Below are 11,364 nucleotides of genomic sequence, written 5' to 3' on the forward strand. Positions count from 1 at the left end.
GGTTCTGACTCAGGCGCGGGTGGTCTCGCGGAGCGCGAACCACAGGGCGACGTGCTCAGGGCGCGTGCCAGCTCTGACGTAGGGCGCGCCGGCTGCGATGCCCGGCACCGTGTAGTGCCAGGCCAGGTCGTTCCACGGCGCCGCCAGCACGTTCGACCTCACGAGCGTGCCGGCATCACACGTCAGGCTCGTCAGCCCGGGGAAGGCTCGGTTCGCCAGCCGCATCCCAGGCAGCACGAAGCCCGGGTCGCCATTGATCTCCTGGCGAGCCCAGCGCACGAACAACCCAAGCGGGCCGCCAGGCTCGTTGCGCACGGTCGCGACATGGCGGCCGTTCAGCTCGACGGGCACTCCATGTCTGAACGGCACGGGCAGGTGAGGGCGGGGCTCGTGTCGCGGGGTGCGGTCGGTGAGGTTCAGCACGATGGTGGCGTCGCCGGCTGTGGCCTCGACGGAGTGGACCCTGACTGTGACGCTGACCGGGCCCCAGCGCTTGCGCGCGAAACCGGCCCACTCGTACCGGACGGCCTCACTCATCCCTCTGCCGGGCCGTGACGCTCTAGCCACACGCTCCATGCATCCCCAGGCCCTCGCGCTCCGCTAGCTCAGCCCACCGCGTGTAGCGCGCTCGATCGGTGAACTGGTACCCCGGAAGCACTGCCCATCCGGATGCCACCTGGGTGCCGCCGATGGTGTAGTTGCCGCGCTTCGTGACGACGTGCGCAAGTTGAATGCCTTGCTTGTCCCGACGCGGTGCCCGCCGGTCCAACTTCACCTTCACGACGCGCCCAGGCTTGATCCAGGACTGCAGGTCGCGCTTGGCGCCGATCCTCACGCACGAGTTCCCCTGAACCAGCGCGCCGACGAGGCGGACCTTGTATGCGGGCCTCGCGCCCTGCCGCAGCTTCAGCAGATCACCCTGGAGCACCTTGACGACCTTGATCGACGCCGGCTTTGTCGGCTGCTGGGTCGAGTTCCCACCACCCCCGCCGCCGGGAGTCGGGTCGCTCCCGTAGTAGTACGGCGCTCCCTGCGACTCGCACACGATTCCGTCCCCGTCGCCGTCGAGCCTGTGGGGATCAGCTGCCGGACTGTGGTTGAGGAAGAAGAGCTGAGCAGCCTTCTGCGAGGGGAAATCACCGCAGTCCATGTCCGCCGCGGATGCAGGTGGTTGGAGCGTGAACGCAGCCGCCACCATCCCTAGAACAAGCCCGATCCGCCGCACGAGAACCTTCTCCTTAGTAGCCGTAGATGTGAGCGTCACTTCACCAGCCCGGAGAGTTCGGCGTGGCGTTACGGCAATATCCGAACGCCGCCAAGAACCACCACATGCCCGGCACTGACGCCGACCCCAACGCTTGCCGGTGGCCCGCAGACAGCGGCAGAATCCGGCCAGGAGCTCGCCAGCAGCCACCAGGGAGACCGCCATGGCCGCGACCACCTTCGAGACACCCCTTCGCTCGAGCACCCGGGTGGGCGCTGATGTGGCTGGTCCAGCCGCTGACCGTCGTGTGCGAGCTCGTCGCGGCTGCGGTCGCCACCGCGCCGTACAGCCTGCTCGACAACACGATCAGCGATCTGGGCGCGACCTCGTGCTCGCCGTCGCGGTCACTCGTCGCGGTCCTCAGAGCGGCGCTTGCCCAGGACGACGTCGAACCCAGCGGGGTCCTCAGCTAACGGAACCACCGCCGCCGCTTGCTCGCAGGCACCGGCGCCTCCACCGGGTCACTCGCCGCGGCGCCCGCCGGGTCGATCACCACGAACCGCGCCTCCTCGAGCCGCTCGTCGTAGCGCAGCCCGCCCATCCGCTCGAGCAGCAGGAAGAGGTTGTCCTCGTCGAGGCTCTCGAGGCCCTCCTCCGCAGGATGCGGATCACCCTCGTTGAGCACCTCTTCGTACTCCGACCAGGCCCACCGGCGCTCGATGCCCGGCCCGGCCACCCGCCAGTCGTAGGTGTCGGTGACCGAGCCGAACAGCCCGGAGTAGACCGTCCCCAGCGTGGCGAGCTCGTCGACGCGGTCGACGAGTTCGAAGTCGCCACTGGCCAGCACGAGGCGGCCGTCCTGCGCCCAGCCCGCGAGGCCCTGGTTCTCGTTGGTCGTCGCCTCCTCCCACGTCAGGGTCGAGTCGGTGACGCGCCAGCCGATACGGGCGAGGTCCTCGAGCGTGGCTCCCTCGACGACGGCGATCGTGCAGTTCCATCCCATGCGGCGCGTCTACCCCGATCCACGCCTGCCCACACGCGCTCAGCGGATCACCCCGCACGCGGCGCGCGTGCCCGCGTCACCGGTGGCCAAGGTGCTGGCGTCCGGCCCCGGGGTCCCCGCGGAGGAGTAGCGCTCCGGGATGTTGGCGAAGTTGTCGCGGCCCTCGTGCACCATCACCGCGGAGCCGTCGGCGTCGCGCAGCTCCGCCAGGGTGAACCGATCCGTGGCGAACTGCGCGTACGCCTCCCCCGACTCGGTCACCAGCAGCGAGGGCAGGTCCCCGGCGTGGTCGCCGTGGGTCGTCTCCCCGCCGGTGTAGTGCCCGCCCGCGGTGGTGAACGGCCCGGCGGGGGCGTCCGCCTCACACAGACCGGTGGTGTGGACGTGGAAGCCGTGGAAGCCCGGCGACAGCGACCGGAACCGTCCCTGGACCACCACCACGTCGCCGCGCTGTTGCAGCGAGACCCGGCCGACGCGCCGACCGTCCACGTCGCGCAGCACGACCTGCTCCGTCCTGCTGTGATGTGGTCTCGTGTGCTGATGGCTCGGTGCGGCGGCGGCGCCGGCGGCTCGGCCGCCGTTGTCCGCCGCGCCGCCGACGCCGTTCGTCGTCACGATGACGGCCGCGGTGAGCAGGGCGGCTCCACCTGCCATCGCGGCTGCTCGTGCCTGGGTCCGTGCCAACATGTCGTCACCCTCTCGTCCGGGCGAGGGTGCATGCCCTCGCGGAGGCGGCTCTGCTCTAGTCGGACCATCGACGTTCCTCCGCGGCCGCCGAGCCTGTCAAGGGACGGGGCAGGGGCGCTCAGTCGTGCCCGGCCTGACCCTCCACGGTCTCCTCGAGCACGGTGGAGAAGTCGTGGTGCTCGGGCTCGCGCACCGCGATCACCACCGCCGCGGCCACCACGGCACACAGCCCCGCAGCCACCACGAGGCCGACGTGCATGCCGCTGACGAAGGCGTCGTTGATCGCCGGCAGGCCGTCGAAGACCACGCCCGCGGCGCCCGCCTCCTGCGCGTCCGCGGGCAGCCCCGCGGCCTTGACCGCGGGGGTGACCTTCGCGGCCACGATGGCCGAGAGCACGGCGGTGCCGATCGCGCCGCCGACCTGGATGCAGGTGGTCTGGAAGCCGCCGGCCACGCCGGCCAGGTGCACCGGCGCCCCGCCGACGAGCAGGTCCGCGGCCGAGGGGATCGCGAAGCCGGAGCCGAACGCGATCACCACGAACGGCACCGCCATCCACCAGTACGACGTGGTCGCGTCGACCTGGGTGAGCACGAGCAGGCCGACCGCCATCAGCGCCAGACCGAGCGCGGCCACCTTGCGGGGACCGATCTTGGTGGTCAGGAACGCGCCGAGTGGGGCCGACGGGATCGAGAATGCGCTCATCGGCAGCATCAGCAGGCCGGCCTTGGTGGTGGAGTGGCCCATCGTGTTGAGCAGGAACAGCGTGATCAGGAAGGTGACGCCGAGGATCGCGAAGAAGTTCGCGACGAACACCAGCCCGCCGACGCTGACCCCCGCGGAGCGGAACAGGCTCAGCGGCAGCAGCGGGAACTCGACGCGGCTCTCGACGCGCAGGAAGATCGCGAACAGCACCAGCGCCGCCACGAACGTGGCGATGATCTCGACCGAGGCCCAGCCCCAGGCCTGCGCCTGGACGACGCCGAACACCACAGCGAAGAGTGAGAGCCCGAGCAGCACCACGCCGGCCCAGTCGAGGCGGCCCTCGACGACCTTGGGCGTCTCCTTGATGACGATCGCGCCGAAGATGATCGCGACGACCGCGATCGGGGCGTTGATGTAGAAGACCCACTCCCAGCCGAAGTGCTCCACGATGATTCCGCTGACCAGCGGCCCGCCGGCGATGGCGACCGAGGAGATCCCGCCCCAGATGCCGACCGCCATGCCGAACATCTCGCGCGAGAACGTCGCGCGCAGCAGGGAGATGGTCTGCGGCATCAGCAGCGCCGCGCTCAGGCCCTGCAGGGCGCGGAAGACCAGGACGCCCTCGACGCTGCCGACCAGGCCGATGGCGATGCTGGCCACGCCGAAGAGCCCGACCCCGAGCAGGTAGAGCCGCTTGCGGCCGAGCCGGTCGCCGATCTTGCCCCCGGGGATCAGGAAGACGGCGAGGGCGAGGAGGTAGGAGTTGATGATCCACTGGAGCTCGCCGAACGAGGCTCCGAGGTCGGCCTGGATGGCCGGGTTGGCGATGTGCACCACGGTCGAGTCGAGACCGACCATGAAGAGGCCGAAGCAGACCGCGATCAGGGTCAGGCCGGGCTTGCCACGGGACGGGATGGCCGCGCTTTCTGGGTCGAGCTGGGGGGCGGCGTTGGTCACGCGTCTCCTCTTTCTGCACAGGGTGATCACTGAGTTATGATTCCATAATCATAACAGCAGATAGGGTGTCCCCGTGCCCCCGAGAAGCGCCCCCACCAGCGCCCAGCTGGCCGACCTCGCCGACGTCGTCCTCGAGCTCGCCCACCAGCTCGACCTGCGCCACCCGGACCTGCGCGACGTGGTCCCGCTGACCGGCACCGAGATCGCCGTGATCCGCCAGATCCACCGCGCTCCCCGCTCCACCCCCAGTGAGATCGCCGAGGCCACCGGCCTGCGCCGCAGCAACGTGAGCACGGCCGTGCGCGCCCTGGAGGCGGGCGGGCTGGTCGTCCGCGAGCACGTCGCGGGCAACGCCCGGTCGGTGGCGCTGGTGCCGACCCCGCTGGCCGCGGACAGCGTGGCGCGGATCAACGCCTACTGGGCCGCCCTGCTCGAGGACGTGCCCGAGGACCTGCTGGCGGACGGCGTCGCCGCGGCGCCGGTCCTCGCCGGTATCGCCGCGGCGATCGCCCGCCGCTCCGCCTGAGCCCCCTGGACCCCGCACCGCGCGTGGTCACCGCGATCCAGGCGTCGGAACCTCGCGCCTGAGCGGCGCTGCGCCCTTAGGGTGCAGGGGAAAGCGAGGCGGGCGTGAGGATTCTGGTAGCCGAGGACGACGAGGTCTCGAGGCTGGTCCTGCACACCCACCTGGTCACCGAGGGCCACGAGGTGCTGCTCGCCGAGGACGGCCAGCAGGCCTGGCAGCTCTTCCAGGACGCCCCGGGCATCGACGTGGTGATCAGCGACTGGATGATGCCCGAGATGGACGGCCTCGAGCTGTGCCGCCGGGTGCGCGACAGCGGCGACCGGGCCTACCCCTACTTCATCTTCCTCACCGGCCTCAGCGACTCCCACCTGGTCCAGGGGCTCGACGCCGGCGCCGACGACTACATGACCAAGCCCCTCGACGCCCGGCAGCTGCAGGCGCGGCTGCGCAGCGCGGACCGGGTCACCTCCGCGCACCGCCGGCTCAGCGAGCAGAACGTCGACCTGGAGCGGCTCACCGCGCAGCTGCGCGAGCAGTCGCGCACCGACCCGCTCACCGCGCTGGGCAACCGGCTGAGGCTGAGCGAGGACCTCGAGGTGCTGACCAGCCGGATCCGCCGCTACGGGGACGGGTGCAGCGTGGTGCTCTGCGACATCGACAGGTTCAAGAGCTACAACGACCACTACGGCCACCAGGCCGGGGACCAGGTGCTGCAGCGCGTCGCGGCGACGATCACCGCGCAGTGCCGCGTGGGCGACGCCTCCTACCGCTACGGCGGCGAGGAGTTCCTCGTCGTCCTGCCCACCCGGGACCGCGCCGGCGCCGCGGCCCTGGCCGAGCGGCTGCGCCGGGCGATCCAGGCGCTGGCCATCGGCCACGAGCTGAACTCGCCGTGGGGCGTGGTCACCACCAGCGTCGGGGTGGCCGACACCGGTGACGGTGAGCCGGCCGAGAGCGCCGTGGAGGAGATGCTGCGCGCGGCCGACCAGGCGCTGTATCGGGCCAAGGAGGCCGGCCGCAACCGGGTCGAGTACGCCTAGAGCCGGCCGACCAGCTGCGGGGCGGTGGTGCGCAACCGGCCCTGCTGCCACAGCGCGTGCACGACGAGGGCCGCGACGACCGTGCCGATCGTGCCGAGGGTGAGGTCGCCCAGGGTGTCGGCGTAGGCCCCGGCCCGCTCGGAGGACTTGCTGATGAACGCGAAGTACTCGGCGATCTCCCAGGCCAGCGCGGCCGTGACGCCGAACGCCAGCGCCCGCTCGATGGTGGCGGCCAGCGTCGCGCTGTGGTGCAGGGTGAGCATCAGCACGGCGGCGGCGAGCAGACCGGTGTTCATGAAGTGCATCCAGTCGTCGAACCACCACACGGCGTCGTAGAGGTCGAGCCGGTTGCCGAGGGTGTCGGTGAAGCAGGTGAGCGTCACCAGCAGGTCCGCGAGCCAGGGGAACGACGCCCGCTCGCGCCAGCGCACGTACCAGATCACCGGCACCGTGAAGGCCAGCAGCGAGTAGCCGATCGTGCGCAGGCCCGCGGCCTTGCCCTCCACGTTGCCGAGCTCGGGGTTCAGCGTCGCGAGGACCAACAGCAGCAGGAGGATCGCCTTCGCGCCCACGTCCAGGTGCTGGATCGCGCTGGGGACGGGGTGACGGACAGCGGGCGGGACGTCATACACCGGCCCCACCCTACGGGTGTGCTCCTCCTCCACTGGCGGCCGCCGGGCAGATGGGACGCTCATACGCCGGTCCCCACCAGGTCGACGAGGTCCGCCACCGAGTCGAAGACCCGGGTCGGGGCGTAGGGGAACGTGCTGATCTGATCGGGGCGGGTGGAGCCGGTGGTCACCAGGACCGTGCGCAGCCCGGCCTCGAGACCGCTGATGATGTCGGTGTCCATCCGGTCGCCGATCATCACCGTGGTCTCCGAGTGCGCCTCGAGCCGGTTCAGCGCGCTGCGCATCATCAACGGGTTCGGCTTGCCGATGAAGTAGGGCCGCCGGCCGGTGGCGGTGCTGATCAGCGCGGCGACCGAGCCGGTCGCCGGCACCGGCCCGTTCTGGCTGGGACCACTCGGGTCGGGGTTCGTGGCGATGAACCGCGCGCCGGCGGCGATCAGCCGGATCGCCCGCGTGATCGCCTCGAAGGAGTACGTCCGGGTCTCCCCCAGCACCACGTAGTCGGGGTTGCGGTCGGTCATCACGTAGCCCACGTCGTGCAGCGCGGTGGTCAGGCCCGCCTCCCCCACGACGTACGCCGAACCGTGCGGGCGCTGGTCGGCGAGGAACTGCGCGGTCGCCAGCGCGGAGGTCCAGATCGCCTGCTCGGGGACGTCGATGCCGCTGCCGAGCAGACGCGCGCGCAGGTCGCGCGGGGTGTAGATCGAGTTGTTGGTGAGGACCAGGAAGCGCAGGCCCGAGGCCTTGAGGGCCTCGATGAACTCCTGCGCACCGGGGATCGGGACGTCCTCGTGCACCAGCACACCGTCCATGTCGGTGAGCCAGGTCTGCACTGGTCGAGGTGACGTCATACTTCTATTTTGAACCGTCTGCGCCGGGGAGAGAACAGGCTCAGACTGTGGCACTCGTCTCCAGCCGGAACCCGACCCCACGCACGGTGACGACCTTCTCCGCCACCCCCGCCTCGGCCAGCTTCTGGCGCAGCCGGCCCACGGTGACGTCGAGCGTCTTCGTCGAGCCGTACCAGTTCAGGTCCCAGACCTCGTCCATCAGCCGCTGGCGCGACACCACCGCGTCGCGGGTCCCGTCCAGCAGCGCCAGGACGTCGAACTCCTTGGTGGTGAGCTGGATCTCCCGGCCCCCGGAGAACACCCGGCGCGCGGCCACGTCGATGCGCAGCTGGCCCGGGTCGGTCACCGGCACCGGCTCCGCCCGGCGGGGGGCGCTGCGCCGCAGCAGGGCGCGCACCCGCGCCTGGAGCTCGGCCACGCTGAACGGCTTGGCCAGGTAGTCGTCGGCGCCGTAGTCCAGGCCGACCACCCGGTCCAGCTCCTCGGCGCGCGCGGTGACGATCATGATCCCGCCCTCGAAGCCGGCGTCGCGGGCGCGCTGGCAGACCTCGAGGCCGTCCATGTCGGGCAGCCCGAGGTCGAGGATCGCGACGTCGACGCGCTGGGTGGCCAGGTGGCTCAGCGCACCGGCACCGTCCTGGGTCCAGGACACCACGTAGCCCTCGCGCTCGAGCATCCGGACCAACGGCATCGCGATGTCGTCGGAGTCCTCGATGACGAGTACGTGCGGGTCCACGCTGGGAAGCATAGGTGGCTTGGCGGCAGGTGGACGCCATTCCCACGGCCCCGTTCCCGGACCGGTCGGCTCAGGCGAACAGGTCGCCGTGCTCGGCCACCCGCTCGAGGACCTCCTCGAAGCGGAACTGGTCCAGGCCGAGCGGGTCCTGCGCACCGGCCTCCACCTCGGCCCAGGTCACCGGCGTAGCCACCGTGGGCAGCTCGCGCCCGCGCAGCGAGTACGGCGAGATCGTGGTCTTCGAGCCGGTGTTCTGCGACCAGTCCAGGAAGACCTTGCCGGGACGCTTGGCCTTGGTCATCGTCGCGGTGACCAGCTGGGGGTGCTGCGCCTGCAGCCCCTCGGCGACCTCCTTGGCGAGCGCGCTGGTGGCCTCCGAGCTGCGCCGGCGCCCCGGCAGGTCGGCGTACAGGTGCAGACCCTTGCTGCCGCTGGTCACCGGCCGGCACTCCAGCCCGCGCCCGGCGAGCTCCTCGCGCACCCGCAGCGCCACCTGGCAGCACTCGTGCAGCCCGGCGGGCTCCCCGGGGTCGAGGTCGATGACCAGGCGGTCGGGGTTGCGCGGGCGCCCGTTGCGTCCCACCGTCCACTGGTGCACGTGCAGCTCGAGGGCGGCCAGGTTGACCAGCCAGGTGAGCGTGGCCAGGTCGTCGACGATCGGGAACACGATCTCCTCGGCGCCGCGCGACGAGCCGGAGGCGGCGGCGCGCGACCCGGTGGTCGGCACCCGCACCGTGCGCACCCAGCCGGGCGTGCCGGCCGGGGCGTTCTTCTCGAAGAAGCTGCCGTCCTGCACCCCGTGCGGCCAGCGGATCCGGGTCACCGCCCGGTCGGCCAGGTGCGGCAGCAGCACCGGCGCGATCTGGGCGTAGTAGTGCAGCACCTCCCCCTTGGTGGTGCCGGTGCGCGGGTAGAGCACCTTGTCGAGGTTGCTGATCTTCAGCCGGCGCCCGTCGACCTCGACGTGGACGTCGCTCATCGCAGGTCCTCCGGTCCGAGGTCGGGGCGGGTGCCGCGGTACGACGGCTGGCGCAGCCGGCCCTGCCCGCCGAGCCCGAGGGCCTCCACGTCGACCACCAGCACGGGCTCCACCCAGGTGGTGCCGAGCGCGTCGACCTTCGGGATCGGGTCGGCGAACGGGCTGGTGGCCCGGGTCAGCGGAGACAGCTGCTCCAGCAGCACCGGGCCGGTGCGGCCGGTGATCCCGCTGCCCACCCGGCCGCGGAAGAGCAGTCCCTCGGCGGTCGGCTCCCCCACCAGCACTGCCCCGATCCGCGAGTCGGAGCCGGTCTCGACGCGCCAGCCGCCCACGACGTACGACGCGCGCCGGCGGTGCGGGAACTTCAGCCACGCCTTGCTCCGGGCGCCGGGCTCGTAGCGCGAGGAGACCCGCTTGCTGACCACGCCCTCCAGGCCCTGCTCCTCGGTGGCACGCAGCAGCATCTCCCCGTCGTCGTACCAGGGCGGCACCTGCCAGGTCGCCGAGCCGAGGCCGAGCCCCTCGAGCAGCTCGCGACGCTCGCTGAGCGGGCGCCGGGTGAGGTCCTCGCCGTCGAGGGACAGCACGTCGAAGACGATGAACGTGACGGGGTTGGTGCTCGCCAGCGCCGCGGCGCGCCGGGCGCTGCGCACGTGCATCCGCTCCCCGAGGGCGGCGAAGGTCGGCACGCCGTCGGCGAAGGCGACGACCTCGCCGTCGAGCAGCGCGGCGCGGCCGGTCAGCCCGGCGGGTGGCTCGGCCAGCTCGGGGAAGGACACCGTGACGTCGTTCTCGTTGCGGCTGGTCAGCCGGACCGGGCGCTCCCCGGCCGGGTCCAGGTGGGCCAGCACCCGCATCCCGTCCCACTTGACCTCGTGCACCCACTGCTCGCCGGTGGGGACGTGGGAGCCGCGGGTGGCGAGCATCGGGCGCATGGACCGCATTGTCACCCACGGTGTGCAGGCTTGGGGGCAGCGCCCGCGGGGTAGAGAGGGCAATACTGGTCCGGACTGGTCTGGACTCCCCCGAGTTTCGAGTGCAAGGAAGGTTCGAGCGATGCGTGCGATCTGGAAGGGCGCGGTCTCCTTCGGCCTGGTCAGCGTGCCGGTGAAGCTGTATGCCGCCACCGAGTCCCACGACGTGTCGTTCCGGCAGGTCCACGCCAAGGACGGCGGCCGGATCCGCTACCAGCGGGTCTGCTCGGTCGACGGCGAGGAGGTCGCCTACGCCGACATCGCCAAGGGCTACGAGACCGAGGACGGCGAGATGGTCATCCTCAGCGACGAGGACATGGCCGAGCTGCCGTCGACCTCGAGCCGCGAGATCTCGGTGGAGAAGTTCGTGCCGACCGAGCAGATCGACCCGCTGCTGCTGGAGAAGTCCTACTACCTCGAGCCGGAGAAGGCCGGCGCCAAGGCCTATGCGCTGCTGCGCCAGGCGCTCAAGGACGCCGACCGGATGGCGGTGGTGACCGTCGCGCTGCGCCAGCGGACCACGGTCGCGGTGCTGCGGGTGCGCGACGACGTGATCGTGCTGCAGACGATGATGTGGCCCGACGAGGTCCGCACGCCCGACTTCAGCATCGACACCGGCGAGGTGAAGGACTCCGAGGTCAAGATGGCGCACATGCTGGTCGAGACCCTGGCCGGCGACTTCGACGCCAGCGAGTTCGAGGACGACTACGCCGAGGCGGTCGAGGCGCTGGTCAAGACGAAGATCGAGGGCGGCGAGGTCAAGCGGACCGAGACCTCCACGAAGTCCTCCGGCGAGGTGGTCGACCTGCTCGCCGCCCTGCAGCGCTCGGTGGACGCCGCGAAGACCGCGCGCGGCGAGAAGCCGGCCGCCGAGGAGAAGGAGGAGGCCGAGGAGAAGGCCCCGGCCAAGAAGGCGCCCGCGAAGCGGGCACCGGCGAAGAAGAGCACCGCCAAGAAGAGCGCCGCGAAGAAGACGCCGGCGAAGAAGGCGCCCGCCAAGAAGGCCAGCTGACGACGGGCCGGGTCGTGGTCGCCGACCCGGCCGGCGCGGCCAGTCGATCCCTGAGTGAGC

The 11,364-nt window shown here is 71.3% G+C and carries 14 protein-coding genes; 4 read left to right on the forward strand and 10 right to left on the reverse strand.

Annotated elements, in window-relative coordinates; all coding sequences use genetic code 11:
* Positions 1-9: 9 nt before the first annotated feature.
* Together AC6EI4_RS06280 and AC6EI4_RS06285 are read right to left on the reverse strand one after the other, a co-directional pair.
* Positions 10-537: a hypothetical protein gene (locus AC6EI4_RS06280; protein WP_498421659.1), complete on the reverse strand. Its 528-nt coding sequence runs from the start codon at positions 535-537 to the stop codon at positions 10-12.
* A 22-nt stretch (positions 538-559) separates the two neighbouring features.
* Positions 560-1,264, reverse strand: coding sequence for an excalibur calcium-binding domain-containing protein (locus AC6EI4_RS06285; RefSeq protein WP_498450931.1), 705 nt, complete (start codon positions 1,262-1,264; stop codon positions 560-562).
* Between the two features lie 218 nt (positions 1,265-1,482).
* Here AC6EI4_RS06285 and AC6EI4_RS06290 point away from each other — a divergent pair, with 218 nt between their 5' ends.
* On the forward strand, positions 1,483-1,677 hold the full coding sequence (locus AC6EI4_RS06290; protein ID WP_498450932.1) for a hypothetical protein: 195 nt from the start codon (positions 1,483-1,485) through the stop codon (positions 1,675-1,677).
* On the opposite strand, the gene AC6EI4_RS06295 is transcribed toward AC6EI4_RS06290, so the two are convergent.
* From AC6EI4_RS06295 to AC6EI4_RS06305, 3 genes are all read right to left on the reverse strand, one after another.
* Positions 1,674-2,207, reverse strand: coding sequence for a hypothetical protein (locus AC6EI4_RS06295; RefSeq protein ID WP_498450933.1), 534 nt, complete (start codon positions 2,205-2,207; stop codon positions 1,674-1,676). The genes AC6EI4_RS06290 and AC6EI4_RS06295 overlap by 4 nt on opposite strands.
* 39 nt (positions 2,208-2,246) lie before the next feature.
* Positions 2,247-2,894, reverse strand: a complete 648-nt coding sequence (locus tag AC6EI4_RS06300; protein WP_498450934.1) for a superoxide dismutase family protein — start codon at positions 2,892-2,894, stop codon at positions 2,247-2,249.
* Positions 2,895-3,012: 118 nt separating this feature from the next.
* Positions 3,013-4,554, reverse strand: coding sequence for an MFS transporter (locus AC6EI4_RS06305; protein WP_498450935.1), 1,542 nt, complete (start codon positions 4,552-4,554; stop codon positions 3,013-3,015).
* Positions 4,555-4,627: 73 nt separating this feature from the next.
* Between AC6EI4_RS06305 and AC6EI4_RS06310 the strand changes: the two genes are divergently transcribed.
* Together AC6EI4_RS06310 and AC6EI4_RS06315 are read left to right on the forward strand one after the other, a co-directional pair.
* A complete protein-coding gene (locus AC6EI4_RS06310; protein WP_498450936.1) occupies positions 4,628-5,080 on the forward strand; it encodes a MarR family winged helix-turn-helix transcriptional regulator in 453 nt (150 codons plus the stop codon).
* Positions 5,081-5,184: 104 nt separating this feature from the next.
* Complete coding sequence (locus AC6EI4_RS06315; RefSeq protein ID WP_498450937.1) at positions 5,185-6,120, forward strand: diguanylate cyclase; 936 nt, start codon at positions 5,185-5,187, stop codon at positions 6,118-6,120.
* Here the strand turns inward: AC6EI4_RS06315 and AC6EI4_RS06320 are convergent.
* From AC6EI4_RS06320 to ligD (AC6EI4_RS06340), 5 genes are all read right to left on the reverse strand, one after another.
* Positions 6,117-6,752, reverse strand: a complete 636-nt coding sequence (locus AC6EI4_RS06320) for a DUF2238 domain-containing protein (RefSeq protein WP_498421651.1) — start codon at positions 6,750-6,752, stop codon at positions 6,117-6,119. The two genes, AC6EI4_RS06315 and AC6EI4_RS06320, sit on opposite strands and share 4 nt — an antisense overlap.
* Positions 6,753-6,811: 59 nt before the next feature.
* Positions 6,812-7,603, reverse strand: coding sequence for an HAD-IIA family hydrolase (locus AC6EI4_RS06325; RefSeq protein ID WP_498421650.1), 792 nt, complete (start codon positions 7,601-7,603; stop codon positions 6,812-6,814).
* A gap of 40 nt (positions 7,604-7,643) precedes the next feature.
* Positions 7,644-8,339 (reverse strand): response regulator transcription factor, encoded by a 696-nt coding sequence (locus tag AC6EI4_RS06330; RefSeq protein ID WP_498421649.1) that lies wholly within the window; start codon positions 8,337-8,339, stop codon positions 7,644-7,646.
* A 70-nt stretch (positions 8,340-8,409) separates the two neighbouring features.
* On the reverse strand, positions 8,410-9,318 hold the full coding sequence (gene ligD, locus AC6EI4_RS06335) for a non-homologous end-joining DNA ligase (protein WP_498450938.1): 909 nt from the start codon (positions 9,316-9,318) through the stop codon (positions 8,410-8,412).
* Positions 9,315-10,253, reverse strand: a complete 939-nt coding sequence (ligD, locus tag AC6EI4_RS06340) for a non-homologous end-joining DNA ligase (protein WP_498450939.1) — start codon at positions 10,251-10,253, stop codon at positions 9,315-9,317. Before ligD (AC6EI4_RS06340) ends, ligD (AC6EI4_RS06335) begins: the two co-directional genes overlap by 4 nt.
* A 121-nt stretch (positions 10,254-10,374) precedes the next feature.
* Here ligD (AC6EI4_RS06340) and ku point away from each other — a divergent pair, with 121 nt between their 5' ends.
* Positions 10,375-11,304 (forward strand): non-homologous end joining protein Ku, encoded by a 930-nt coding sequence (gene ku / locus AC6EI4_RS06345; protein ID WP_498421646.1) that lies wholly within the window; start codon positions 10,375-10,377, stop codon positions 11,302-11,304.
* The last annotated feature ends 60 nt before the right edge of the window (positions 11,305-11,364 follow it).

The sequence above is a fragment of the Nocardioides sp. Z43_10 genome (assembly GCF_059766615.1).